Origin of the sequence: Pantoea cypripedii (assembly GCF_002095535.1) — a bacterium.
GTDB lineage: Bacteria > Pseudomonadota > Gammaproteobacteria > Enterobacterales > Enterobacteriaceae > Pantoea > Pantoea cypripedii.
Genome location: NZ_MLJI01000001.1, coordinates 3737044 through 3763174, shown reverse-complemented (window position 1 = coordinate 3763174; position 26131 = coordinate 3737044). Strand labels below are relative to the sequence as shown.

The following is a 26131-nucleotide window of genomic DNA, read 5'->3' as shown; positions in this document are numbered from 1 at the left end:
GGACGTACCCGCCTCTTTTAAGGAGAGGCGGGACGTTGCTCTTCCATATCCAGCACCATCTCAACGATCCTGTTGTCATCATCGGGTATGTCAGCCTCGGGTTGTTGCCTGACAATACGCAGGGCGGTGAGGATGGTGCCGACAGAAACATCCCTGCCGACAGTCCACAACAGACGCAGCAGTTTTGAGGCGGTTATCGGCTTCGGACATCCTTCATGGCGCAGCAGGGCGATGATTTTATTGCGCTCTGTCTCTTGCTCGGGGATCCGGTGATGGACAGCCCTGATCCATGCCAGCTCATCCGCTTTGATCTGCGTTCTGAAGGCCGCCAGCGCGTGATCCATGGTCGCGTCACTGACCTCTTCGCCCGCCTCTTTTAAGGCAAGATGAATTTGTGTCCAGGTGATGTCGCTATTATCCAGCTGGCACAGCAGTAGCCACAGACGTTTTACCAGCGTGATTCGACCCTCAGTGCCAATCTGTTGCCAATGCTGCGCTACCCGTTCCCGCTGTGCCGTTGGCTGAGCGATTACCAGCATTAGCGCCTTACGCACCATTGATATGCCGACATTGACGTGTGCGTCATGCAGCAATCGCCACAATTCAGGGGTCGTCATCGGTGGGCGTCCAGGCCGGTTCAGCAGCATCTCCAGCCACTGGCCTCTGGTGTTCATCAGCTTACAGACCTCAGGCCAGTTGGCGGCAAACCAATCCTTCTGCCTCTGCGAAGGCTGCGTATTGAACAAGGCCCGTGCCTGACGCACCGTCTGGATACTGGCGGGAATGCCAGCATTCTTCAGGGCATTGCGCAGAATGATTGGGGTTTTGTGCTGATAGCCGGGGAGTTCCTGAAGCCTGACCAGCATTGCCATCACGCTGTCATAATCGCTGATGTGATGCAGATTCGCGGCAATCCACGCCGTTTCCTGCGCCATAGCCTGCTCCTTTAGCGCGAGCTGGGCCTGGTTAATCAGCGTGATATCCACATCCTCACCGATATTCCACAAGGCGCGTCGGAGCTGCGACGGCGACAATTCCAGCGGCAGCAGCCGTTGCACCCGTGCACAAGCATCAGACTGCAAGGGGGGCTGTTGCCACAGCGTTTTGATCAACGCCTGTTTGGTGGCTGGCACCGGTGTTCTGGCGGTGGTTAAGGCATTCTCAACGGTGGACATGCCGATATTCACCTGGTTGCTGCGCAGGATGGTATGCAGCTGTTTGATGGTGAAGCCTTCAATGTCGGGTGGGGGGAACAGCAATAGCAACATCTCCACCTGTGCGACCATGCTGCCAGTCTTTGGCACCTTGTCCCACCAGGCGGCAAACTCGGCCTGCAAGGCAGTTAAGCAGCGATTTGCGGGTTTGGGTGACTTTTTCTTTCTGCTGCGATGCAGGGTGGGACGCTGATGGCTTTGTTTGACGCTGGTTATCTTTGCTGCCAGTGGCTTTTGCGGTGCAGCGCTGAAGGTAGCCTGCGGGGGAACGCTGGTGATAGTCACCCGATTCGGAGCAAGCGCCATCAGTCTGTCTCCTGCTGGCGTTCAGAAGCGGGCAGATAGTCCTGGGCCATATCTAATGCCATTTCCAGTACCGCTTCTAACTGCGTATCCTTTCCCGGTTCAATGGACGCAGCCAGCATACCGCCAGCGGGATGCCTGCCAGCGGCGCGCAGGATATGAGTCAGGGTCGAAATACAGACGTCAACATCCACCTCCCACAGTAAACGTTGCAGCTTTGATTGCGTGAGATCGGGCGGGCATTCCGGCTGGCGCAGCAGCATGATCAGCCGTCCCTGCACGCTAACCTGAGGTGGATGGGAAAGCGTTGCCCAGCGGGTTTTAAACCAGGTGACCAGATCGGGGGTTATCGTCGTATTGACTGCCGCCATAGCCAGCCCCATCGCCACATGGCTTGCCGATATTCCTGCACTGCGCAGGGCCAGTTTTAGCTCCCCCGGTGCAATCCCCTCAAGTAATAGCGTGCCCAGCCGTCTGACCTGGGTCATGCTACCGGTGGCGGCAAGCGCCTGCCAGCGGTCGAGGATCGACTGTATCTGTTGCGCGGTGAGTGTTGCATTGTGGACCGCCCGGTCAGCTGACATGGCATGGCGCACGGCCGAAAAACTCACTTTAACTTTGGCATTCACCAGCAGCAGCCACAGCTGCGGCGGCGTCAGCACCGGACGCCCCTGTCTGTGCAGCAGATTTTCCAGGATATCTCCCCAGGTATCGCCAAAGGTTGTTGACCAGTGGGTATCAAACCATGCCTGTTGTTGCGGCGTGACCTGGGTCCTGGCGATGGCCTGGGCGTTACGAATCATATCGTCACTGATGGCAATTTCTGCCCGTGCCAGCGCCATCTTTAGCTCGACCGATGTCATCGGCCTGCGCTGATAATCGAGCAGCAGGATCAGGGTGATCAGCTGGTCCATTTTGTGGCTATTACCGTCAGCGACCTGTTGCCAGAGCGTTTTGACCCTCTCCACCTGTTCTGCCGTCACTGAGGTATGCAGCAGCGCCAGGGCATGGCACAGCGTGGCAATACAAATGTCCTCACCGATATTCAGCAAAGCGCGCCGCATTTCTGACGGTGTCATCTCCGGGCATCCTTCCTCGCGCAGTACCTCCACCAACTGGGCCAGCGCCAGTTTGGTCTTACCGATTTTGTGCGAGACCTTTTGCCAGTGAGCATTGAACCATTGCTGATTCTGCGGTGAAACCTCCGCCCTGAGGGTGGACAGGGCAGTGATGACGGTAGTGATTTTGATATTTATTTTGCATGCATGCAGGACGGAAATCAGTTGCTTAGCGGTGATAGTTTGAATGTCCAGCACCTGCAGATCGACCAGGCGAAACAGCAGCTTCTCCATTTGGCTCACCTTGCTGCCTTTACGCGGTAGCGTGGGCCAGTGGGCCTGAATCTGGGCCTGGAGGGCTTTCAGGTCAGCGTTGCCGTTGCGCGGGTAGTGTTTTCTCACCCGGGACAGGGAAGGACGCAGGGCGCTTTGTTGTACCTGGGCGGTCCTTGCTGTCAGTTGACTCGATCTGGTCACGGCAGGGGTTGATGCTGATGCGTTCGCGGTGGTCGTTGATGTGATATGCATAGGCGCTCCGCTGGAGGGGGTTGGGGTAAGCGAATTATAGAACGCCGATCCAGCGGCTATCGTTAGAGGCGACAGGCTGGTTGCTGGTCAGAGCGTCGTTCATTTCTAACGACATATTAAGGATGTCATCTAACTCCTGATCTTCATCCGTCAGCAGGGGCTCAGGCTGGGACGCAAGAGATCGGCTAAAGCCGAAGCCATTGAGGGCGTTGATACAGGTTTTGATGCAGATATCTTCACCCGCTTCCCACATGATGCGTTGGAGTTTGGCCGGGGTTATCTCTTGCACTAAGCCGCTCTGCGTCAGCAAATCACGGATGCGAAACTCCATCATTTTTTCATGGTTGATATTGGCCCAGGCTGGCCTGATCCAGCTGAGTTCCTCGGCTGTGGGGGCGGCTTTGACGGCGGCCAGTGCCAGCCCCAGCGCCACATTGCTGACGGAGATATCGGCTTTGTTCAGCGCCTGTTTCAGATGCACCGAGGTAATCCCCAGATGCCCATGCTGGATGAGGATGGTGCCCAGCAGCTTCACCAGGCTGATATTGCTTTGGCACAGCTTATGCCAGGCGGCGATAATCACCCGCTCCTGATCCGCGGTCACAATCACATTGGCGGCGGCTTTGACCCCCCTCATCGCCTGGCGCACCATGGCGAAACTGACCTGCTCACCGGCATTGCGCAGCATGTTCCATAGCTGCGCTGGCATCATCAGAGGGGGTTTGCCATGGCGCAGCAGGTTTTCTATTTTGTCCCCCAGGGTGTAACCAGCAAACATCGCACGGTTGGCATCAAACCACGCCTGCTGTTGCAGGGATATTTTGCTTCTGAAGGCGGCTCTGGCGCTGATCATCATTTCGCGGCTGACTTTTACGCCAATTTTTGCCAGGGCGACTTGTAGCTGCCTGACAGTTACCGCCAGCTGCTGATACGCAGGCAGACGTAGCAGCATCACCAGCTTGCTCATCAGACAGTCTTCTTCAGCAAAGCTGTCCCACCAGGCCTTAATCAGGGTTTCGTGCCGGGCGGGAACTTGCACTTTGGTCGCCACGGCAATATCACTCAGCATACTGGTCGAGATGCTCACGCCAACGTTTAACAGTGCGCGCCGCATCACGGACGGTTTCAGATCCGGGCATCCTTCCAGCTGCAACAGACTTTGTAGCCAGGCCTGGGAGCCGGGTTTGTGGCTGGCGTTTTCCCAGTGGGCGTCAATCCACTGCTGTTCCTGGGCTGGAACCTCTACTCTGGCCGTGGCCAGCGCGCTGCTGGCGGTGGTGGTGTTTATCCTGAGATTATTTTCCAGCAACACCTCCCGCAGCTCGCGCGCGGTAATTCCCAGCAGATCCTGTTGTTCAAACTGAAACAACAAGGTCTCCACCCGACTGACGATGCTGCCTTGCTCGGGGACGTTTGCCCAGTAAACCGCAAACCGGGTTTTCAACGCCTCCAGGCAGGCGTTGCCGTGAATCTTTGCCCGTGTTCGCAACTGAGACATAAACAGACGCTGATGGCTCTGTTTCACCCCGGAGAGGGGGGCGCTCAGCGCTGTTTGATCCGATGTTTCAGCGATTCCGGTACTGAATGGCGATGTCGTGGCGGTAATTAGCATGAGGGTTCCGTCGCAGGGGGATAAACCCATCATTATAGAACCCCGCTTCGTTTCGCTGCGGATAGCGCTCAGTTTCCCCACTCCGCCGAAATATTGTATGCTATGCCGCCTTAATGCTGACGAGATAACCGGAACTGCCGCCAATGTAAAACGTGCGTATCCTGCCGCGATGGGATGCCCTTGCGTCACCGCGGGTTCCGTTTATCCGCCGGAGTAGCTACCGGCCACCCTGATTTATTCGCAGCGCGTGATGAGCGCGTTGCCCTTTGAGAAGATTTCATTCATGTCTAATGCTCCCTTTTTACAAGAGGTGGCGCGCCGCCGTACCTTCGCGATCATTTCGCACCCGGACGCCGGTAAAACCACTATCACCGAAAAAGTTCTGTTATTCGGACAGGCGATCCAGACCGCAGGTACGGTAAAAGGCCGTGGCTCCAATCAGCACGCTAAATCCGACTGGATGGAGATGGAAAAACAACGTGGTATCTCCATCACCACCTCGGTGATGCAGTTCCCTTATCGCGAAAGCCTGGTCAACCTGCTGGACACCCCAGGGCACGAAGACTTCTCGGAAGATACCTACCGTACCCTGACGGCGGTGGACTGCTGTCTGATGGTGATCGATGCCGCCAAAGGGGTTGAAGATCGTACCCGTAAGCTGATGGAAGTCACCCGTCTGCGCGATACGCCGATCATCACCTTTATGAACAAACTTGACCGTGATATCCGCGATCCGATGGAGCTGCTGGATGAAGTCGAGAATGAGTTGAAGATCGCCTGTGCGCCGATCACCTGGCCTATCGGCTGCGGCAAACTGTTCAAAGGCGTTTATCATCTCTACAACGATGAAACCTACCTGTATCAGACCGGTCAGGGGCATACCATTCAGGAAGTGCGCATCGTTAAAGGGCTGGACAACCCGGATCTCGACAAAGCGGTGGGTGAAGACCTGGCGCAACAGCTGCGTGACGAGCTGGAGCTGGTGCAGGGCGCATCCAACGAATTTGACAAAGAGTTGTTCCTGGCTGGCGAAATCACCCCGGTGTTCTTCGGTACTGCGCTGGGTAACTTTGGCGTTGACCATATGCTTGATGGCCTGGTTTCCTGGGCACCCGCCCCGATGCCGCGTCAGACCGATACCCGTATCGTAGAAGCCAAAGAAGAGAAGTTCAGCGGCTTTGTATTTAAAATTCAGGCCAATATGGACCCGAAACATCGCGACCGCGTGGCCTTTATGCGTGTGGTGTCCGGCAAGTATGAAAAGGGCATGAAGCTGCGTCAGGTACGTATCGGTAAAGATGTGGTGATCTCCGATGCGCTGACCTTTATGGCAGGCGACCGTTCACACGTGGAAGAAGCCTACCCTGGCGATATCATCGGTTTGCATAACCACGGCACCATCCAGATTGGCGACACCTTCACCCAGGGCGAGAACATGAAGTTCACCGGTATTCCGAACTTCGCCCCGGAACTGTTCCGTCGTATTCGTCTGCGCGATCCGCTGAAACAGAAACAGTTGCTGAAAGGCCTGGTACAGCTGTCAGAAGAGGGTGCGGTGCAGGTATTCCGACCGGTACATAACAACGATCTGATCGTCGGTGCTGTGGGTGTGCTGCAGTTTGACGTGGTGGTGGCGCGCCTGAAAAGCGAATACAACGTTGAAGCGATTTACGAATCGGTCAACGTGTCGACCGCACGTTGGGTTGAGTGTAACGATGTGAAGAAATTCGATGAATTTCAACGCAAAAACGAGATCAACCTCGCGCTGGATGGCGGTGACAACCTCACCTATATCGCCCCGACCATGGTTAACCTCAATATCACTCAGGAACGCTATCCTGACGTGACCTTCCGCAAAACGCGCGAGCATTAATCGTCGTTTTTCATCAGGGCCTGTGAATTTCACTGGCCCTGTTTTTCCCTTCCAGACTCCTCTTAAAAACGCTGCTTTTATCGCTTTTTGGCGAGATATCAACCACAAAAACCGGCAAAACCCCCAATCCCGTCTATGATTATCCTGTCGGACGAGAAAAGAGACCTCCAGGTTTCATTACGTCCATCAACGCAGCAACGCCGTTTGTTGCTGGCGCATTCGCGGTTGCGGATGGGTTAACTGATAGAAGGATGATATCGATGATTAAGACTAAGATTGCCAAAACCCTGATTGCTGCGCTGGCGGGTTCTGCCCTGATGAGCGGTGCAGCGCTGGCTGATGAATCCCTGTCGCAGAAAGCGCAGGCAACGGCCGATAGCACAGGTGCGAAAATCGATAGTTCTATGAAAAAAGTCGGTGGGTTTATGGATGACAGCGGCATCACCGCCAAAGCGAAAGCGGCACTGGTGGACGATGAAGCAATAAAAAGCACGGATATCTCAGTTAAAACGCATCAGGGGGTAGTGACGCTCAGCGGTTTTGTCACTTCGCAGGACCAGGCGGAAAAAGCCGTGGCCGTGGTGCAGAAAGTTGAAGGGGTTAAATCCGTCAGTGACAAGCTGCACGTTAAAGACAGCAAAACCGCTTCGCTGAAAGGTTATGCCGGTGATGCGGCAACCACCAGTGAAATCAAAGCTAAACTTTTAGCGGATGACATCGTGCCATCACGCAACGTGAAAGTGGAAACCACCGATGGGGTGGTGCAGTTGTCCGGTACTGTCGCGAACCAGGCACAGTCAGATCGTGCAGAGAAAATCGCGAAAGCCATTGAAGGCGTGAAAAGTGTGAAGAATGACCTGACAGTCAAATCTTAACGCGCCTGCAGCTGGAAGTATGAAGGTATAAGCAGTTCGATTTTCACTATGGTAAGGAGAGGCTTATGTTTCGTTGGGGTATTATCTTTCTGGTGATCGCTCTGATTGCTGCGGCATTAGGATTTGGCGGTCTGGCGGGTACGGCAGCATGGGCAGCTAAAATTGTCTTTATTGTCGGTATTATTCTGTTCCTCATCAGCCTGTTTACCGGGCGTAAACGACCCTGACACTTAGTGTCAACTTTCGCTCTTCCGGCAATAGTCTGAAGCGGAGGCCAGTCAGGGCATAATAATGACTGGTTCTCCGGGTTGCTGGCGGTGGCAGCACCCCTCAGAGAAAGAACCGCTGAGGGACACATCTTGGGTATACGCATCCCTGTCACGTTGGGAACCATCGAGCCATTGGCGCTCACGCCTTTCAAAGCAAACAAAATTGCGCTGGTCTGCGAAGGCGGCGGACAACGCGGTATCTTTACCGCCGGTGTGCTGGATGAGTTTCAGCGCGCCAACTTCAATCCTTTTCATCTGATGCTGGGCACCTCTGCCGGTGCGCAAAATTTATCGGCGTTTGTCTGCGCGCAGCCGGGCTATGCGCGGCGGGTGATCACCCGTTACACCACCAGCAAACTGTTCTTCGATCCGGTGCGTTTTGTGCGCGGCGGACATTTGATCGATCTCGATTGGCTGGTGGATATCACCAGTCAGGAGTTTCCGCTGGCGATGAACACCGCTGAGGGATTGTTCGCCAAAGGCAGCGAATTTTATATGTGTGCCTGCCGCAGCGACGACTACAGCGCACATTATTTTAATCCCACCCGTTCCAACTGGCTCGATATCATCAAAGCTTCCAGCGCCATTCCGGGTTTTTACCGTAGCGGGGTGGAAATGGGCGGGATCAGCTATCTCGATGGCGGGATCAGCGATGCGATCCCGGTGCGTGAAGCCGCCAGGCGAGGGGCCGATACCGTGGTGGTGATCCGCACTGTGCCGTCTCAGATGTCGTACACGCCAAAATGGTTCAAGCGTATGGAGCGCTGGCTCAGTGACAGTTCGCTGCAACCGATGATCAATATCCTGCATCAGCATGAAGAGAGTTATCACGACATCCAGCAGTTTATCGAGCAGCCACCGGGCGATTTGCGCATCATTGAAATCTTTCCTCCGAAACCACTGGCAAGTAATGCGTTGGGGAGCCGGATTGCGTCGCTGAATCAGGATTATCATCTGGGACGGCGTTGTGGCCGCTATTTCCTTGCCACGCTCGGCCAGTGGCTGAGTGATGCCGAGCCATTTGTGCGGCATACTACCGTGACGCCCCCTGCTGCGGTGGCGAATGCGCCGGATAACCGCGAGGTCAGCACGCCTCCGCTGGCCGGTAATGATGCGGATTATGATGCAGGTTCTCTGGCATGAGATTTATCGATACCCACTGTCATTTTGACTTCCCACCGTTCGTGGATGATGCGCAGGCGAGCATCCAGCGTGCTGCACAGGCAGGGGTAGAGCGGATCATTGTGCCGAGCGTCGATGCCAGCCGGTTTGCCCTCGTCAGCCAGCTGGCGCAGCAGCATCCGGCGCTGTATGCCGCGCTGGGGCTGCATCCGATCCAGATAGCCGTGCATCAGGAAATGCATATTGATCAACTGGCTGAGCATTTGCGCCAGCCGGATACAAAACGCGTGGCGCTGGGGGAGATCGGTCTCGATCTTTATATGGACGATCCGCAGTTCGATAAACAAACCCGATTGCTGGATGGGCAACTGAAGCTGGCAAAACAGTATGATCTGCCGGTGATCCTGCATTCGCGTCGCACCCACGATCAGTTGGCACTTCATCTGCGTCGCCACGATCTGCCCCGCCGTGGGGTGGTGCATGGTTTTGCCGGTAGCCTGCAACAGGCACAGCGTTTTATTCAGCTGGGTTACGCCATCGGCGTGGGTGGCACCATTACCTACGAACGCGCCAGCAAAACCCGTAACACTATCGCCGAACTGCCACTCGATTCCCTGCTGCTGGAAACCGATGCGCCCGATATGCCGCTCAATGGTTATCAGGGAGAACCCAATCGCCCTGAACGTGCGCGCCTGGTATTTGAGGTGCTGTGCCAGCTGCGTTCTGAACCTGCTGATGTCATTGCCAGCGCGCTGTGGCAAAACAGCCTGCGCGTGTTTAACCTTCCTGCCTGAGCCTGCGTGCTGGTCTGAATTGACTACATTAATAGGGCGACACTGACACATTTTTGCGAATAAATGTGATAATAGTCACAACACCATCTCTGCGCAGTTTTGCGTTGAGTGCCGGTTATTTTGTGATTTTTGTCACTAAATAAATGTATTATCTTCACAGTTTTCTTTTTTCATGTGACGCAGGATCGAATTCGCTATCACATGAGTTGTTAGAATTATCACATTCTCTGGCGGGGGTATTCCGTCAGGCTGATCATTGGAGAGTACCATGACTGATATCACCGCTGCGGCGCAGCGCGCGCTGCAACTGATGGATTTGACCACGCTGAATGATGACGACACCGACGAGAAAGTGATTGCCCTGTGTCGCCAGGCGAAATCGCCCGCGGGTAACACTGCGGCGATCTGTATCTATCCCCGTTTTATCCCGCTGGCGCGCAAAGCGCTGCGTGAGCAGGGCACGCCGGAGATCCGTATCGCCACCGTGACCAACTTCCCGCATGGCAACGACGATCTGGCAATCGCCCTGGCGGAAACCCGTGCCGCCATCGCTTACGGGGCGGATGAGGTGGACGTGGTGTTCCCGTATCGCGCGCTGATGGCGGGTAACCGTCAGATCGGTTTCGATCTGGTGAAAGCGTGCAAAGATGCCTGCGATGAAGCGGGCGTGTTGCTGAAAGTGATCATCGAGAGCGGCGAGCTGAAAGATCCGGCGCTGATTCGTACCGCGTCAGAAATCGCTATCGATGCCGGAGCCGACTTTATCAAAACGTCCACCGGCAAGGTGCCCGTTAATGCCACGCCAGAAACGGCGGCAATCATGCTGAGCGTGATCCGCGATAAAGGCGTGCAGCAGCAGGTCGGCTTCAAACCGGCGGGCGGGGTGCGTAGCGCTGAAGACGCAGCACATTATCTGCAACTGGCCGACGATATTCTCGGTCAGGGTTGGGCAGATGCGCGCCATTTCCGCTTTGGTGCGTCCAGCCTGCTGGCGAGCCTGCTCAACACCCTTGGCCATGCCACCACGGCGGGTAAAGCCGGGTACTGATTATTCATTTCTGCGATTCGTAGCGGCGCGATTTATCGCGCGTTTTTCTGCCGGGGAGGCGACCTTGTTCCTGCCACAAGAAATTATTCGCAAAAAACGCGACGGCCACGAGCTGAGTGAGGCGGAGATCCGCTTCTTTATCAACGGGGTGCGCGATAACAGCGTTTCAGAAGGGCAAATCGCCGCGCTGGCGATGACCATCTGGTTCCACGACATGACGCTGGCCGAACGTGTCGCGCTGACCATGGCGATGCGTGATTCCGGTACGGTGCTGAACTGGCAGACGCTTAACCTGAACGGACCGATTGTTGATAAGCACTCCACCGGTGGCGTGGGTGATGTCACCTCGCTGATGCTTGGCCCGATGATTGCCGCCTGTGGCGGTTACGTGCCGATGATCTCCGGGCGCGGCCTCGGTCATACCGGCGGCACGCTGGATAAACTGGAAGCGATCCCCGGTTTTGACATCTTCCCGAGCGACGATCGTTTTCGCGAGATCATCAAACAAAACGGTGTAGCGATCATCGGCCAGACCAACTCGCTGGCACCGGCGGATAAGCGTTTTTACGCCACGCGCGATATTACCGCGACTGTCGATTCGATCCCGCTGATCACTGCCTCGATCCTGGCGAAAAAGCTGGCGGAAGGGCTGGATGCTCTGGTGATGGACGTCAAAGTCGGCAGCGGGGCCTTTATGCCAACCTTCGAAGCCTCAGAAAAACTGGCGCAGGCGATTGTCGGCGTCGCCAATGGCGCGGGCTGCAAAACCACCGCGCTGCTGACTGACATGAATCAGGTACTGGCTTCCACGGCCGGTAATGCGCTGGAAGTGCGCGAGGCGGTGCAATTCCTCACCGGTGAAGCGCGTAATCCACGTCTGCTGGAAGTGACACTGGCGTTATGCAGCGACATGTTGATCTCCGGTGGGTTGGCGGCTAACGAGGCTGAAGCCCGGCAACAGTTGCTGCGGGTACTGGATAACGGCCAGGCGGCAGAGGTCTTTGGTCGTATGGTGGCGGCACAGAAAGGCCCGACCGATTTTATCGCCCGCATGGATAGCTATCTGCCTGCGGCGATGCTGAGCAAAGCGGTGTATGCCGATCGTCCGGGGATTGTCAGCGCCATGGACACCCGCTGCCTCGGTATGGCGGTGGTGGCGCTTGGCGGCGGTCGCCAGCGTGCCAGTGACAGCATTGATTACAGCGTCGGCCTGAGCGAGATGGTCACTCTGGGTACGTATGTTGATGCACAGCGTCCGCTGGCGGTGATCCATGCCGCTTCGGAAGCGCAGTGGCAGCAGGCGGCGCAGGCAGTGAAAACGGCCATCACCCTGAGCGATACCGCTCCGCCGGAAACACCGGTGGTGTATCGCCGTATCAGCGAATAGTGACGCACAGTGCGTGCCTGGCCAGAGCCGTTCGGGTATACTGATCTGATCGCTTTTTTTTGACTTGTCATCGCGCAGTTGCGCAGGAGACTTGCATGAAACGTGCTTTTATTATGGTTCTCGACTCCTTCGGGATCGGCTCCAGCAAAGACGCCGCTAAGTTCGGCGATGAAGGATCGGATACGCTCGGCCATATCGCCGAAGCGTGCTTCGAAGGCCGGGCCAATGAAGGCCGCACAGGGCCGCTACACTTACCAAACCTCACTGCTCTTGGGTTGGGCAAAGCTGCTGAACTCTCAACCGGGCGTTTCCCGCCGGGGCTGGACGCCAACGCGAAAATCATTGGGGCTTATGCCTACGCCAGCGAACTCTCATCCGGTAAAGATACGCCGTCAGGCCACTGGGAAATTGCCGGTGTGCCGGTGTTATTTGACTGGGGTTACTTCACCGATAAAGAGAACAGCTTCCCGCAGGAATTGCTGGATAAACTGGTGCAGCGTGCTGACCTGCCGGGTTACCTCGGCAACTGCCACTCGTCCGGCACGGTGATCCTTGACCAGCTCGGCGAGGAGCATATGAAAACCGGCAAGCCGATTTTCTATACTTCGGCGGATTCGGTGTTCCAGATTGCCTGCCATGAAGAGACTTTCGGCCTCGAACGTCTGTACGCGTTGTGTGAAATCGCCCGTGAAGAACTGACCGAAGGTGGCTACAACATTGGCCGTGTGATTGCGCGTCCGTTTGTGGGCGACAAAGCCGGTCACTTCGAGCGTACCGGTAACCGTCACGATCTCGCCGTGGAGCCGCCATCAGCAACGATGCTGAAAAAGCTGGTGGACGAGAAGGGCGGTGAAGTGATTTCCGTCGGTAAAATCGCGGATATCTACGCACAGCAGGGCATCACGCAAAAAGTGAAAGCTACCGGGCTGGATGCGCTGTTTGATGCCACCATCGAGCAGATGAAAAAAGCGCCTGATCAGTCGATTGTGTTCACCAACTTCGTCGATTTTGACTCGACCTGGGGCCATCGTCGTGATATCGCCGGTTACGCCGGTGGGCTGGAGTTGTTCGACCGCCGTTTGCCGGAGCTGATGGCGCAGGTGAAAGAGGATGATATTCTGATCCTCACCGCCGACCACGGCTGTGACCCAAGCTGGCAGGGCACCGAACATACGCGTGAGCACATTCCGGTGCTGATTTACGGACCGAAGGTGAAACCTGGCTCCCTTGGCTATCGCGACACCTTTGCCGATATCGGCCAGACAATCGCGCATTATTTCGGCCTGTCCAGCATGGACTACGGCAAAAGCATGCTGTAAAACAGCGACCAATTTTTAATAAGGAAAATAACGATGGCAACGCCTCATATTAATGCAGAAATGGGTGATTTCGCGGACGTGGTTCTGATGCCGGGCGATCCGCTGCGTGCGAAGCACATTGCAGAAACCTTCCTCGAAAATGCGGTTGAAGTGAACAACGTACGCGGCATGCTGGGCTACACCGGAACCTACAAAGGTCGCAAAATTTCGGTGATGGGCCACGGTATGGGTATCCCTTCCTGCTCGATCTACACCAAAGAACTGATCACCGATTTTGGCGTGAAGAAAATCATCCGTGTTGGCTCCTGCGGTGCGGTGCGTGCTGACGTGAAACTGCGTGATGTGGTGATTGGTATGGGTGCCTGCACCGATTCCAAAGTGAACCGTATGCGTTTCAAAGATCACGATTTCGCGGCGATTGCGGATTTCGATATGGTGCGTAACGCGGTCGATGCAGCTAAAGCGCTGGGTGTGGACGCGCGCGTGGGTAACATCTTCTCTGCTGACCTGTTCTACACGCCGGACCCGCAAATGTTCGACGTGATGGAAAAATACGGCATCCTCGGTGTTGAGATGGAAGCCGCAGGTATCTACGGCGTGGCAGCGGAGTTTGGTGCCAAAGCGCTGGCGATCTGTACCGTATCGGATCATATCCGTACTCACGAGCAGACCACCGCCGCTGAGCGTCAGACCACCTTCAACGACATGATCAAGATCGCGCTGGAATCGGTGCTGCTGGGGGATTAATTTCCCGCTGAACATCGCTTATACCGTAACGGCGTGATTTTTCGCGCCGTTACGGAAAACATCTGACACACTTTTACCCAGGCTTGTGCATCTTCCTGCTGGCTCTGACGCTATCTCTCCCTATCATTAGCGGGATAACGAAGAGACTAAGCCCCCTGATGAATTTCCGTAATTTCGAAGCCGAAGAGAAACTGTTTATTCGCCGCGCGATCGTGGCTTTTACCCTGGTGGTGATTTGTTTCACTATTCTTGGCGTTAACCTCTACCGTATCCAGGTTGAGCAGCATAGCTATTACCAGACGCGATCCAACGAAAACGATATCAAAATGATCCCCATCGCGCCGACGCGTGGCCTGATCTACGATCGCAACGGTATTCCGCTGGTGCGCAATGTCACCTGGTACGACATCCTGCTGACACCGTACAAAATCACCGATATGAAGGCGACCATCGCCGAACTGACGCCGATCGTTGATTTAACGCCGGAAGAGATCGACACCTTCTGGAAGAACCTCAAGCAAAACAGCCGCTATAAACCGGTGGTGCTGAAGGAAGAGCTCACCGATGAGCAGGTCGCCCGCTTCTCGGTTAACCAGTTCAAATTCACCGGCGTCAGCATTGATACCTATCAGGATCGTGAGTACCCCTATGGGGCCGATCTGGCGCACGTGGTGGGTTACGTGTCGAAAATCAACGACAACGACTACAAACGGCTGAATGAAGAGGGCGTGGGCGAGAACTACGCAGCTGACCACAATATCGGTAAGCAGGGCATCGAGGGGTATTACGAATCGGTGCTGCACGGCAAAACCGGTTATCAGGAAGTGGAAGTCGATAACCATGGCCGCATTGTGCGGGTCTTGAAAGAAGTGCCGCCGGTGGCCGGAAAGAATATCTATCTGACCCTCGATCTGCATCTGCAACAGTACGTGGAAAGTCAGCTGGTGGGCCAGCGCGCGGCGGTACTGATTGAAGATCCGCATGACGGTAGCGTGCTGGCGATGGTTTCCAGCCCCAGCTATGATCCTAACCCGTTTGTAAAAGGCATCAGCTACCAGGCGTATAAAACCCTGTTGCAGGATAAGAACCTGCCGCTGATTAACCGCGTGACCCAGGGGCTGTATCCGCCTGCCTCAACGGTGAAACCTTATATGGCGATGTCGGCGCTGCTGACCGGGGTGATCACGCCGCAAACTACCTTCTTTGGCGCACCGACCTGGACGCTGCCCGGTACCGACCGCAAATACCGTGACTGGAAAAAAAGTGGTCACGGCATGCTGGATGTAACACGCGCGATTGAGGAATCCGCCGACACCTTCTTCTATCAGGTGGCGTTTATGATGGGCATTGACCGTATCCATCATATGCTCAGCCAGTTTGGCTACGGCAAGCCCACCGGCATCGATTTGAACGAAGAGTACGCCGGATTACTGCCCAGCCGCGAATGGAAACAGAAGGTGCATAAAAAGGGCTGGTATCAGGGCGATACCGTCTCGGTGGGCATTGGTCAGGGCTACTGGATTGCCACGCCGATTCAGATGGTGAAAGCGCTGGTGGCGCTGATCAACAATGGTCGGGTCATCAATCCGCATCTGCTGGAGAAGGTGCAGCTCGGCACGATGCAGCAACCGTATCAACCCAAAGAGCCGCAGCCGCAAATTGGCGATCCGAAATCACCGTACTGGTCGCTGGTACGTCATGCGATGTTTGGCATGGCGAATGCGCCAAACGGCACCGGCTACAAATACTTCCACACCGCACCGTACGGCATTGCGGCGAAAAGTGGTACCTCACAGGTGTTTAGCCTGAAGCAGAACCAGACTTACAACGCGAAGATGATTCCAATCCGTCTGCGCGATCATATCTTCTATACCGCCTTCGCGCCGTTTAACGACCCTAAAGTGGCGGTGGCGTTGATTCTGGAAAACGGGGGCAATGAAGGGATTACCGCTGCGCCAGTGATGCGCAACATTCTCGACCATATCTTCCTGCCGCCACCAGCCGTACCACTGGAGACAGTCAGTACCGCGAACGCCTCAGCGGCGCACTAACGAAAAAACACCCGGTTACGGCCGTGGTGTTTAGCGTCATACAGGGCGGCGTCGGCGTTGTTGTAGAGGGTTTCGAAATCGGAACCCGGCTTGCCATAGCTGACGCCGAGGCTGGCGGTCACCAACTGGCCGGGCAGAATGGCCAGCGGCGAGGCGTTGAGCGAGGCGTGAATCGCACCCGCCACAATCACCGCATCTGACAGCCGGAAAAAGGGCAGCAGCACGGTGAACTCTTCGCCGCCGATACGGCCAATGCTGGCTTCCGCCGGGCAGTGCGCCTGCACCCGCGACACCAGCTCGCAAATCACTTTGTCGCCCATCGGATGGCCGAACTCATCGTTGATCTTCTTGAAGTGGTCGATATCGAGAATGATCAGCGCTGCCGGGCCACTGGTCAGCGTATGGGTAATGCGTTGAATAATGGCGCTGCGGTTCCACACCGCCGTCAGCGGGTCATGGGTGGCTTTATATTCCAGCTCCTGCGCCAGCCGGTGGAGCTGTTCATTGACGCGGTTCAGTTCGCGTTCTGCACGGTCACTGCGCGAAATCAACCGATAGGTATCGCGCATCAGACGTTGATAATGGCGATTAAGCCTCAGCAGCGCATCGCGATAATCCTCGGCGCTGAGTGAGGTCTGAGCCGCCACATCCTGTGAGCGATTAAGCACTTCGCTCTCTTCGCGGAACAGCTCATTGAGGTCCATCATGAGGGCATTTCCGCCTGCAATTGCACTTGCAGATCGGTGAAGTCCAGCGCCAGTTCCTGACCAAACTCCTCAGAAACATCATCTTCCGCATCATAGAACCAGTTCAGTTGCACCGTCTGCCCATCCTGCGCCAACTGGTTGAACAAATCGAACAGGCTGAACAGCATCTTGGTGCTGGAGCTGTTGAAGTAGCGCAGGGCGATATTCACCCTAAGCTGGCCCTGGCTCTCCGGGGTCCAGCTTTCCAGTGCATCCAGCAGCGGGCGATAAAAGGCGGCGGCATTTTCCGGCCAGGATTCACCGCGCAGGGAAAACAGGCGATCGGCAAAATTGAAGTCAACGTCGGGGGTGCTGTCTGTCGCAGCGATAACAAGGTTTTGCATAACAACATCAATCCTGGTGAATGGTAGCTTTCAGCCAAAACGTCGCGAAATCGCTGGTCTCCAGCGGACGCAATTCATACTCCAGCGGTTCGCTGACATCGCGTGCCAACGTCAGTAAACCAATATTTGCCCCTTTGCTGGTGGCAGGGCTTTCACTGCGCAGACCCACCCGATACGCCTGTTTGATCTCTTCGTCACTCATGGTGCGCAGCATATCGAGCCAGTAACGCAACTGGTCGCAGGCGGCCTGATCGACCAGGTTGCTGCTCTCCAGCACGTAGTTGTCGCCATCTACGCGCAGACAAACGGTGCCAAAGCGGAAATCCTGTTCTTCGTGGCTCAGGGCGCGACTGTCCTGTGAATAACGCAAAATGTTCTGCACAATCTCGACAAAGCTGGAAAACAGGCGACGACGCACCTTCACCGGGGCCTGCTGGTTTTCGAGAAAGACTTTAATCACCTCGCCCATCGCCGTGATGTTCTGTGGCGAAAAAAAACCGGTGTAATGCAGTGCCACCTGGTCCGGCGATGCGACGCTGGCGTGCAACTCGTGATTCATGATGTTTACGACTCGGTTAATAACGGAAGCCAAACCAGGTGACGTCATCGCGCCGTGGCTGGTTGCCTTGCCAGTGGAGAAAATCCTGCTGAAATGCCAAAGAAAGTTCGCTCATCGGCAGAGCCTGATAGCGGCTCACCAGGGCCTGAATGCGTTTTTTGCCAAACATAATCTGCCGTTCACCGCCGGGCTGGTCGGTGACGCCATCGGTCATCACCAGCAGCATGTCGCCTTGCGTTAGCGCGCGCTGATGTTCTGTCCAGACATAATCCAGCGGTGTATCGGTATAGCCCACGCCGGTGCGGTCGGCGGCCAGGGTTTCGGCAGCCTCGGTGGCGGGTTGCAATAAGGCATGCATACGCGCGCTGGCCCAGCTGAGTTGATGCTGCTGCGTATCCAGCCGCAGTGCGATGGCATCGCAGCCGTCATTCGAATGAGACGTTTGCTGTAAGGCGTTGAGCTGACCCAGGGTCTGCTTGATATGCCGGTTTAACGCCTGTAACAGCGCTGACGGTGAACGACGGTTTTGTTGCAGGGCATTTTCCAGCGCCGATTGCACAATCACCGTCATAAAGGCGCCAGGAATGCCGTGGCCGGTGCAATCAGCTATCAGTGCCAGCCAGCCCTGCTCATCCTGATGAAAAGCGTAATAGTCGCCACCGACGCCATCGCGCGGTTGCCAGTGCAGGCACCAGTCATCCAGCTGTAAAGCCATTTGCTGGGTGGAGTGTTCGAGCATGGCATCCTGAATCACGCGCGCGTAATCGATGCTTTGTAGGATCTGCTGATGCTGCTGTGCCTGTAAATCCGACACGGTGCGAATTAAATCAATGCCGAGACCAATGCCGATATAGTTGCCCGCTTCGGTGAGGATAAAACCATCAGTCACCGACTTATCACCACTCGCGACCACCTGCTGTGCCACCTGATCGAGCGGGGTATCGGCTTCGATCACCAATGGATGTTTATCCATAAAGGCGATACAACTTTTGCGATCATACAGCTCGCGGAAGAAGGGGCGCGTCATTTGCGACAGGAAGATGTGGCGGTTGATCATGCCGAAGGGACGACCCTCTTCGACCACCGGCAGGCCAATCAGATCTTTGTGTTCGGTGAACAGCGTCATCACGGCGAGGTTATCGCTGGCAGGGGTGACAAATGGCACCGCAATGCAAAGCGAACGTGCACGGTAACGGCTCGACAGTGCGGCAAGGCCTGCGCGTAAATCGGGCAGCTGCATAGCGGGAGTCTGGCGTGAATTAAGATTAATCTTAGGGTACGCGAGCGCTGTGACACTTTTATGTCAGCGCGATGGCAGGGTGGGTTTGACGCAGTAAATTTATCGCCTGAAATGCCGAAAATGCGCGATTTTTTACCCGATTGCTGTAAAAGACGGCAGTCAGTCGCATTTCACCGAAAAGCGTTTGACGGTGCGGGCTGGTTAGGGTTTAATGCGCCCCGTTGCCCGAATAGCTCAGTCGGTAGAGCAGGGGATTGAAAATCCCCGTGTCCCTGGTTCGATTCCGGGTTCGGGCACCACTTCTTCAGAGCCTGCCCGTTAAGAGATGAGATCCTTAACGGGCATGACAATGTCCCTGACCGTCGTCATGCAGGATGAGGCTAGTCGTTCTGCATCTGAGGGTTTAGGGATTAAGAATCCGGATGATGTTAGCGCATCATCCGGATTTCTCACATCCCAACAATTTCAGTTACAGGTATTTACCTTCTCATCGCTGCTCTGTCAACGATCTGTAAAGGAAAACCCGCGATTTTTTCCCGTTTAGATATCAAACTCTTATAAATTTGACTTAGGATTACTCCTAAGCTGCATACGCGGCTTCAAGGTTGCGCCTCAGGTTATCCATGTTTGCTTCCACATATTCCAGCGTCACCGCTACGCTGGAATGGCCGAGCAGCATCTGGACATCATTCAGGCTTCTCTCAGGGCGTTTCATCAGGTCTGTGGCTATCGTATGCCTGAATCGGTGTGGGCTGATATCACACTGACATTCTCTGGACAGTCTTCTGAAAAAGGCCCTCATAGGGAGGTGATCCATGTTTTTGGCCCGTATAATTCTTTTCTTTTTGGGTGTAAACCGGTTGATGTTGAATAACTGCTCCCCTTTTTTGGCTCCCTTCTGTACAGACATAAGATACAGTTGCTCAAGGCGCGGTCTCAGCCGCGCGGTGATCGGCACTCGATGCTCCCGGTGGTTTTTAGAACCTTCAGCCTGTAATTCAATGATGCCCAGTTTCAGATCCACATCACAGAGTCGTATATGTAGCAGCTGATTCTGGCGCATACCGGTGAACTTCAGTGTCTCAATGACCGTCATCCAGAACCAGGCGGGTTCAAGGGCATTTGGCCGCGGATCGTGAACGCCCATCTGCTCCAGCTCAATCTTCCTTTCCATGATTAAATCAATTTTCTTCATCTGTTCCCCGGAGAGTGTTTTTTTTCGTTTAATATCGGGTTTAACAATCACCTGGTTAAAAGGATTCTCTCTGGCTGAAATAAGTTTATTCGTGATGGCATGATTAAATACTGCCCGCATGTGGGCAACCTTGTTATTCCATGTCCGCTTACTGGACATCTGTTCATTCAGAACATACCTTCTCCATTTCAGAACATCCATTCGCGTCACATTTTCTGGAAGAATATCTTCTCCGTAAAACTCCAGGAAAGTTCTCACTACCTTTCTGTAACTCCATTCAGTTGCACGACGAAGAACTTTATTGAAAAAATAGTCATCGAGAATTTTTTCAAACGTCATAATGTCTGCCATAATGACCTCGTAATATTAACTTAACCTCAGCGAATTATTTCTTCGCTGAAAGCCAGATACTGTCCGCAGGACAGCTCCCTTTTTTAAAAATAATGTCAGAGTTAATCATGTAGCCTGACACTTTGGTAAAACGACCGCTTTTATCCGGCGTGTCGTATTGATGGTAATGGAATAACCCCTTACCATTTCGTGAGTGGTGTACGTTCAGTGCTTCAAAACTTTTCTGCAGCCTGTCCTTGTCTGCACCGCCATCTCCCACTGTTGAGGAGTAACGGTAAAAACAGGTTGGTGACACCAGGAATACAAACTGCACCAGAACATGCAGAAGACTGTCTTTTTCATTGACGCTGAGCGTGCCATCCTCAACGCTGTCCCTAACCCACTCCAGAAATAACGCACCGCCCTGTTCTTCCTTGTTCATCCCCTCTTCATGGGAAGGCAGCATATCGGGCGGAATCGGCGTGGCCGGATGGTTATCTGCAGAATCCGCAGGTACATTTTCCGTTGCTTCTGTTGCCTCAGGAGTTTTCCCTTCTGCCATCAGATCAAGTAATGACAGGAGGTTCTCCGTGGACACCTGCGGCTCACCTTCTCCGCCCGTACTGATGTCGTTTTCTGCAGAAAGCAGCGGTTCATCTGCGGCAAGTGCGGATTCCAGTACCAGTAATGGTGCTGACGGGACGGTATTAACAGGCGTTTTCTCCCTGTCCTGACTGAAACTGTAGGACAAATCTCCGGTTTTAATTGGCACTGAAGCATCCGGAGAATGATCGTGACTGGACAATGGCACAACATCAGTTTCATATAATTTCGGGGGGGTATGGTCAGTGACAAGTGCTGCAGCCTCCAGAGAGACCTGGTGAGGTGCCTGTCCGGACATAATGGCCGCATCAGAAAGACCACAGCTGTGCAGCGCATCGTTCACAATGCTGTTCAGAATCCCGGCTTCCGTGCGGCGTCCGGAGAGATACAGCAGCAAGGCATCGGACAGCGCTGGCCAGCGCTGAAGCCACAGCAGAGCGGCCTCCGGCAGGAGTCTCAAAGCCACATATACACTGCCCATCTCACCCGATGGTTCACTGGCCGCTCTGACCCGCCACGGTTCTCCTGGCACACTCAGCCCCGGATACCAGACACGCCCACTTTTCAGCGCCCCCTCCACCTGCATCAACCAGGGCAGGTGATGGAACAGCCCGGCCCAGTATGCTGCACAGACCCAGCCGGGCGTCTGCTCTGCCTGCTCTTCTGGCGTGGCACCCTGTGGCAACATCATGCCGCGTACCAGCCTCACCGAGCGCGTGGCCACGTTCAGACTGAGTTCATTAAACCCTCCCGGCCCGGAGAACGGACCGGACCAGGCTGCCGGGCATGCCTGCACCCGTCCCACCATCTCTTCCAATGGCCTGAGCCACCAGGCTTCCGTGACCTGCTGTGAAAGCGGGCTGTTTTCTGTCAGCACCCGTATAAGACGACGGTGTTCGTTTGCCTGCAGCAGTGATCTGCCCGTCTGAGCAGGGCGCCAGCCATCATCAGCAACAGTCCGGGGCGGTGTGACATCCGGCGACGGCCTCTCTCCGGGCCGTTTTTCCTGTCTGCCTCTGCCTGTTAACCAGTTAAGTCCACGCACCATCACCTCCGCCGGAATATGCCTGCTGAAAATGACGCTACGCTAAAAGCCCCCCTGATAATTGCAACCGAAAACCCTGAACTGCCCATGACAGAAATCCTGCTTGTGAAAATATTCAGAAGTGGTTTCAGATTTTCAGGGTGCCGTGGTGACAACGTGGTGCTCTCCTGCAAGCCTCTGTTTACACCGGTATCGTGAGTTTTCGCATGCAGCAATCCTTTGTTTTCTCCTTTTTTATGCTCTGGATGACCCTTTCCGGCGCGATGAGCCTGACTTTTACCCTCGACGGCACCCGCACCGGGTTTTATCTGGTCTGGGCGTTGCTGTTCATTCTTCCTTTCTTCCTTCGCCCTCTCGCATGGGCAGAGCGGCAGTTCAGGCCAGCGATGACGCTGATCCTCTATCGTCGCAAAAGGGCATGGGTGCATCTTGCCCCCTGGCAGCCCACCACAGACCTGACTACGGAGCGGGTCCATCAGTTCTGGAAGAGCGTGAACGCATCAACTCGGCAGGCACTGGAAAAACATCGCACCGTTATCATCTCCTCACACCTTCTGACCGATATTCGAGCACGCCGGCTGCTGGCGTCTATCGAAGAAAATGGGCTCACTATCCAGAGCCGCACTTACCGCATCCGCTTCACTCATGCAAAGAGAGCCCTGATGCAGCTGGAAATACTCTTCCGGCAGTGGCGCTGGCGCACTAACTTCCGTAGAAACTGGCCCGTACTGGTCATCCAGCGTAAATATTCCGAACTGGAAAAATAATTTCCCCTGTCAACTGCTTCGGCGGCATTTCACATTGGATACATGGATGTATTCGATCTGTGTAATAGCCCCTATTTAAACCGGACACTTCACCGGTAAGACATAGGCATAGAGCTATGTTTAAGGGCTTGAGAGCCGTAGAAGACGTACAGCACAAGGAAAAATCGCCATTGTTCAGCAAAGCTTTGAACCCGGAATGAGTGTATCAATGGTTGCCCGCCAGCATGGTGTTGCGGCCAGCCAGTTGTTCCTCTGGCGCAAGCAGTATCAGGAAGGCAGCCTGACAGCCGTTGTCTCTGGCGAACAGATTGTTCCGGCCTCTGAACTTGCTGCCGCCATGATGAAAATAAAGAACCCCGGCGCCTGCTCGGCAAGAAAACGATGGAGAACGAACACCTTAAAGATGCAGTCGAATATGGACGTGCAAAAAAGTGGATAGCGCATGCGCCCTTATTGCCCGGGATGGGGAGTAAGCTTCGCCAGCCGTTGCCTCCGGGTGTCGCGTCATTCTCAGACGAACCGATGACTGTAAGGATGGCCGCCGCAGCCGTCGCAATGATGATATGGATGTGCTTGCCCGTATATACCATGCAATAGGAAAGCTGCCCACATATGGTTATCGCCGGGTGTGGGCTCTACTTTGCAGACAGACCGAACTTGATGGAGTGGCAGCGAACAACGCCAAACGTGTTTACCAGATCAGACGCCAAATGCACTACTTCTTAAGCGTAAACCCGCCTTACTACCATCGAAACGGGCGCATACCGGCAGAGTGGCCGTGAGGGAAAGCAACCAGCGGTGGTGCTCTGACGGGGTCGAGTTCCTCTGTGATAACAGCGAAAAACTTCGTGTCACGTTCGTGCTGGATTGCTGCGATCGTGAAGCGCTGCACTAGGCAGCCAGCACGGGCGGCTTCGACAGCGAAAAGGTGAAGGACGTCATGCTGTGAGCAGTGGAGCTTCACTTCGGCAGCGGCCTTCCGGCGTCGCCGGTGGAGTGGCTGACGGGTAACGGTTCCTGCTACCGGGCGCATGAAACACGGCAGTTCACCCGGATGGTGGGACTTGAACCGAAAAACACGGGGGTGCGAAAACCTGAGAGTAACGGAATAGCAGAGAGCTTCGTCAAACCGATGAAGCGTGACCACATCAGTATCATGCCCAAACCAGACGGGTTAACGGCAGCAAAGAACCGTGTGGAGGCGTACCAGTAATGGGTTAAGTGATAAAAGGTGTCTGGAAATATAGGAGCCAATCCAAGTCACCTCTGGTTGGGGGCGTTTACTCACTTAGGGGTCTGTCCACTATTGGCTCTTATTTAAGTGATATCAGTTGCCTGGCGATTCAGGGGGAACCACAAGCCACAGTTGATATTTTTACCACATAGTGCTTGCAAAGACTGCCGTTCTCAATATAAGGTACTAATCAGTTCCAAATGGACTCAAAAAAGTAGCACCTGTGTTTTCCGACGAAGGCTTCGATGATTTTTTAATGAAGCTCAACAAAGCGTGAAAAGTAGATGGTTTTACGGGCCAGTCGCTTGATTCGGGTTCTGAGCGTCAGATTGTTGCGCTCAATGCGCAGAGTAAAAATCTTACCGGTCAGATGCTTCTCCTTCGGAAGCGCTCTGACATAGCTGCCCAGTCATCCATGGTCAGCATTCCAATGTTAAAAGGTGTGAGCAGTGCCAATAATTGACGACAGGTTTTTCGGTACGTGGCCAAAAAGTGTCAGCCAGCACGCCACCCGTTTTCGTGTGTACGCAAACCAAGCCAGTGCTGGCGGGTCTTGCTGCCGATAAAGCTCCATTGTTCGTCGAGTTCACAGATAAGCGCTACATCCGCATGGGCTACCGGAAATGACGTTACCTGTCGTGGGGAGAGCTATTTAAAGTCCGGGGGGTGGTGCTGATACCGACTTTCAGTGTTCTGGTGGTATCGCGAACCCTGGTACCGTTGAAAGCCATTTCGGTGATCTGCTCTTTAGCTCCGGGTTTGCGGGCTTCATAAGCGTAAGTGAGCTGAAAGACATGGTGACAGTTACGGCAGCGGGACCTGCCGTGCCTTTTCGGGTTCAGCCCATGACGATAAACCAGAGCGGACTGACACCGGGGGCAAGAAACGGTAACGTTGGCCATGAGTGAACTTCAAAAGCAAGCGTTATACATTACATTCAACTAATTATTAGCGTGATCCCTCTCGCCGAAAGAATACCACCGCCAGCGGGCAACGTTATTTTAGATACAAAAGCTGTCTGGATAAAGCGGTTCAATATTCATTGAACCGGCCTTATATACGATTCCTGATGATTTATTTGGAGATTTTCATGAGTAAAATTGGTCCTAACAAGGGAACTGTACTTGTCACCGGTGGTACAAGGGGTATTGGGCGAGCTATAAGTATTAAGTTGTCAAAACAAGGATTTAACGTAGCGATTAACTATGCAAATAGCGGTGATGAAGCTGAATCCATCTTAAAGGAAATATCATTGGCTGGGGGGCATGCTATGTCTTTCAAGGCAGATATAGGTATATATAAAGAAATCCCACGATTATTTTCTGATATCGAGAAAAAACTCGGTAAATTAACCGCTTTTGTTGGTAATGCGGGTATACAAGGAGATTTCGTGAGAACCGATGAACAAACAGCACATAATCTTGAACATCTTTTTTCCATAAATGTGATAGGACTGATGCTTTGCGCTGGTGAAGCAGTTCGCCGTTTATCTACACTCCACGGAGGTTTAGGCGGATGTATTGTATTTACCTCTTCTGCAGCTGCTCGTTTAGGTGGCCTGCCTGGTTTAGCCTCATATGCAGCAAGTAAAGGTGCAGTAGATAGCTTTACTCGTGGCCTTGCTAATGAAGTTGGTCGTGAAGGTATACGGGTCAACGCTATTGCTCCAGGAATTATTGATACCCGGATGGCTTCTCCTGAAGCATTCGAGATAGCAAAAAAATCGGTTCCCTTGGGGCGAGTAGGCTCACCAGATGAAGTTGCAGATGTTGTCGCTTGGCTATTATCACCACAGGCCACTTACGTTACCGGAGCGGTGATCCCTGTTACAGGGGGACGTTGAAGGGCCAAATGCTATTTAGAAGTTG

22 protein-coding genes, 1 tRNA gene and 2 pseudogenes are annotated in these 26131 nt (G+C 54.4%); 14 read left to right on the top strand and 11 right to left on the bottom strand.

What is annotated here, in order from left to right; genetic code table 11:
• Window positions 1–17 precede the first annotated feature (17 nt).
• From HA50_RS17365 to HA50_RS17355, 3 genes are read right to left on the bottom strand one after another with little or no spacing between them, the layout of a single operon-like run.
• Entirely contained in the window at window positions 18–1520 is a 1503-nt protein-coding gene (locus tag HA50_RS17365) for a hypothetical protein (protein WP_084876804.1), read from the bottom strand.
• Complete coding sequence (locus tag HA50_RS17360) at window positions 1520–3103, bottom strand: hypothetical protein (protein ID WP_139810957.1); 1584 nt, start codon at window positions 3101–3103, stop codon at window positions 1520–1522. Before HA50_RS17360 ends, HA50_RS17365 begins: the two co-directional genes overlap by 1 nt.
• A gap of 34 nt (window positions 3104–3137) precedes the next feature.
• Window positions 3138–4715, bottom strand: coding sequence for a hypothetical protein (locus HA50_RS17355; RefSeq protein ID WP_084876802.1), 1578 nt, complete (start codon window positions 4713–4715; stop codon window positions 3138–3140).
• Window positions 4716–4998: 283 nt separating this feature from the next.
• Between HA50_RS17355 and prfC the strand changes: the two genes are divergently transcribed.
• The 10 genes from prfC to mrdA all read left to right on the top strand — a co-directional run bounded on the left by prfC (window position 4999) and on the right by mrdA (window position 16200).
• Entirely contained in the window at window positions 4999–6588 is a 1590-nt protein-coding gene (gene prfC / locus HA50_RS17350; protein WP_084876801.1) for a peptide chain release factor 3, read from the top strand.
• A 260-nt stretch (window positions 6589–6848) separates the two neighbouring features.
• The gene (osmY, locus tag HA50_RS17345; RefSeq protein WP_084876800.1) at window positions 6849–7463 is read left to right on the top strand and encodes a molecular chaperone OsmY; all 615 of its coding nucleotides are present in this window, start codon (window positions 6849–6851) and stop codon (window positions 7461–7463) included.
• Window positions 7464–7528: 65 nt separating this feature from the next.
• The gene (locus tag HA50_RS17340; RefSeq protein ID WP_013510475.1) at window positions 7529–7690 is read left to right on the top strand and encodes a DUF1328 domain-containing protein; all 162 of its coding nucleotides are present in this window, start codon (window positions 7529–7531) and stop codon (window positions 7688–7690) included.
• Between the two features lie 132 nt (window positions 7691–7822).
• Window positions 7823–8875, top strand: coding sequence for a patatin-like phospholipase family protein (locus HA50_RS17335; RefSeq protein ID WP_084876799.1), 1053 nt, complete (start codon window positions 7823–7825; stop codon window positions 8873–8875).
• On the top strand, window positions 8872–9648 hold the full coding sequence (locus HA50_RS17330) for a TatD family hydrolase (RefSeq protein ID WP_084876798.1): 777 nt from the start codon (window positions 8872–8874) through the stop codon (window positions 9646–9648). Before HA50_RS17335 ends, HA50_RS17330 begins: the two co-directional genes overlap by 4 nt.
• 268 nt (window positions 9649–9916) lie before the next feature.
• Window positions 9917–10696 carry a deoxyribose-phosphate aldolase gene (gene deoC / locus HA50_RS17325; protein ID WP_084876797.1) on the top strand — a complete coding sequence of 260 codons (780 nt, stop codon included), beginning with the start codon at window positions 9917–9919 and terminating at the stop codon, window positions 10694–10696.
• Between the two features lie 64 nt (window positions 10697–10760).
• On the top strand, window positions 10761–12083 hold the full coding sequence (gene deoA / locus HA50_RS17320) for a thymidine phosphorylase (protein ID WP_084878595.1): 1323 nt from the start codon (window positions 10761–10763) through the stop codon (window positions 12081–12083).
• Window positions 12084–12178: 95 nt separating this feature from the next.
• Window positions 12179–13402, top strand: coding sequence for a phosphopentomutase (gene deoB / locus HA50_RS31170; protein ID WP_139810956.1), 1224 nt, complete (start codon window positions 12179–12181; stop codon window positions 13400–13402).
• A 33-nt stretch (window positions 13403–13435) separates the two neighbouring features.
• Entirely contained in the window at window positions 13436–14149 is a 714-nt protein-coding gene (gene deoD / locus HA50_RS31165) for a purine-nucleoside phosphorylase (RefSeq protein ID WP_139810955.1), read from the top strand.
• Window positions 14150–14307: 158 nt separating this feature from the next.
• Entirely contained in the window at window positions 14308–16200 is a 1893-nt protein-coding gene (gene mrdA / locus HA50_RS17310) for a penicillin-binding protein 2 (protein WP_084876796.1), read from the top strand.
• On the opposite strand, the gene HA50_RS17305 is transcribed toward mrdA, so the two are convergent.
• Genes HA50_RS17305 through HA50_RS17290 form a run of 4 tightly spaced genes read right to left on the bottom strand, consistent with a single transcriptional unit; the run spans window position 16197 to window position 19089 of the window.
• The gene (locus tag HA50_RS17305; RefSeq protein WP_084876795.1) at window positions 16197–16907 is read right to left on the bottom strand and encodes a GGDEF domain-containing protein; all 711 of its coding nucleotides are present in this window, start codon (window positions 16905–16907) and stop codon (window positions 16197–16199) included. The two genes, mrdA and HA50_RS17305, sit on opposite strands and share 4 nt — an antisense overlap.
• Window positions 16904–17290, bottom strand: a complete 387-nt coding sequence (locus HA50_RS17300) for a DUF1987 domain-containing protein (protein WP_084876794.1) — start codon at window positions 17288–17290, stop codon at window positions 16904–16906. The genes HA50_RS17305 and HA50_RS17300 overlap by 4 nt, the downstream gene beginning before the upstream one ends.
• Window positions 17291–17297: 7 nt before the next feature.
• Window positions 17298–17849, bottom strand: a complete 552-nt coding sequence (locus HA50_RS17295; RefSeq protein WP_084876793.1) for a SiaB family protein kinase — start codon at window positions 17847–17849, stop codon at window positions 17298–17300.
• A gap of 16 nt (window positions 17850–17865) precedes the next feature.
• Entirely contained in the window at window positions 17866–19089 is a 1224-nt protein-coding gene (locus HA50_RS17290; RefSeq protein ID WP_084876792.1) for a SpoIIE family protein phosphatase, read from the bottom strand.
• Window positions 19090–19312: 223 nt separating this feature from the next.
• On the opposite strand from HA50_RS17290, the gene HA50_RS17285 reads away from it, so the two are divergent.
• Window positions 19313–19388 (top strand) — tRNA-Phe (locus HA50_RS17285).
• A gap of 281 nt (window positions 19389–19669) precedes the next feature.
• Here HA50_RS17285 and HA50_RS17280 read toward each other — a convergent pair.
• Both HA50_RS17280 and HA50_RS17275 read right to left on the bottom strand, forming a co-directional pair.
• Window positions 19670–20635 carry a tyrosine-type recombinase/integrase gene (locus HA50_RS17280; protein WP_084876791.1) on the bottom strand — a complete coding sequence of 322 codons (966 nt, stop codon included), beginning with the start codon at window positions 20633–20635 and terminating at the stop codon, window positions 19670–19672.
• 34 nt (window positions 20636–20669) lie between these two features.
• Window positions 20670–22265 (bottom strand): TraI domain-containing protein, encoded by a 1596-nt coding sequence (locus HA50_RS17275; RefSeq protein WP_084876790.1) that lies wholly within the window; start codon window positions 22263–22265, stop codon window positions 20670–20672.
• A gap of 203 nt (window positions 22266–22468) precedes the next feature.
• On the opposite strand from HA50_RS17275, the gene HA50_RS17270 reads away from it, so the two are divergent.
• Together HA50_RS17270 and HA50_RS17265 are read left to right on the top strand one after the other, a co-directional pair.
• Window positions 22469–23029 (top strand): hypothetical protein, encoded by a 561-nt coding sequence (locus HA50_RS17270; RefSeq protein ID WP_084876789.1) that lies wholly within the window; start codon window positions 22469–22471, stop codon window positions 23027–23029.
• A 124-nt stretch (window positions 23030–23153) separates the two neighbouring features.
• Window positions 23154–24276 (top strand): annotated as a pseudogene (locus HA50_RS17265) (IS3 family transposase); the annotation flags it as partial.
• 240 nt (window positions 24277–24516) lie between these two features.
• Here the strand turns inward: HA50_RS17265 and HA50_RS32160 are convergent.
• Both HA50_RS32160 and HA50_RS32155 read right to left on the bottom strand, forming a co-directional pair.
• Window positions 24517–24827 (bottom strand): annotated as a pseudogene (locus HA50_RS32160) (IS1 family transposase).
• A gap of 65 nt (window positions 24828–24892) precedes the next feature.
• Window positions 24893–25165 carry an IS1-like element transposase gene (locus tag HA50_RS32155; protein WP_420851432.1) on the bottom strand — a complete coding sequence of 91 codons (273 nt, stop codon included), beginning with the start codon at window positions 25163–25165 and terminating at the stop codon, window positions 24893–24895.
• A gap of 188 nt (window positions 25166–25353) precedes the next feature.
• Here HA50_RS32155 and HA50_RS17255 point away from each other — a divergent pair, with 188 nt between their 5' ends.
• The gene (locus tag HA50_RS17255) at window positions 25354–26106 is read left to right on the top strand and encodes an SDR family NAD(P)-dependent oxidoreductase (protein ID WP_084878593.1); all 753 of its coding nucleotides are present in this window, start codon (window positions 25354–25356) and stop codon (window positions 26104–26106) included.
• Window positions 26107–26131: the final 25 nt, after the last annotated feature.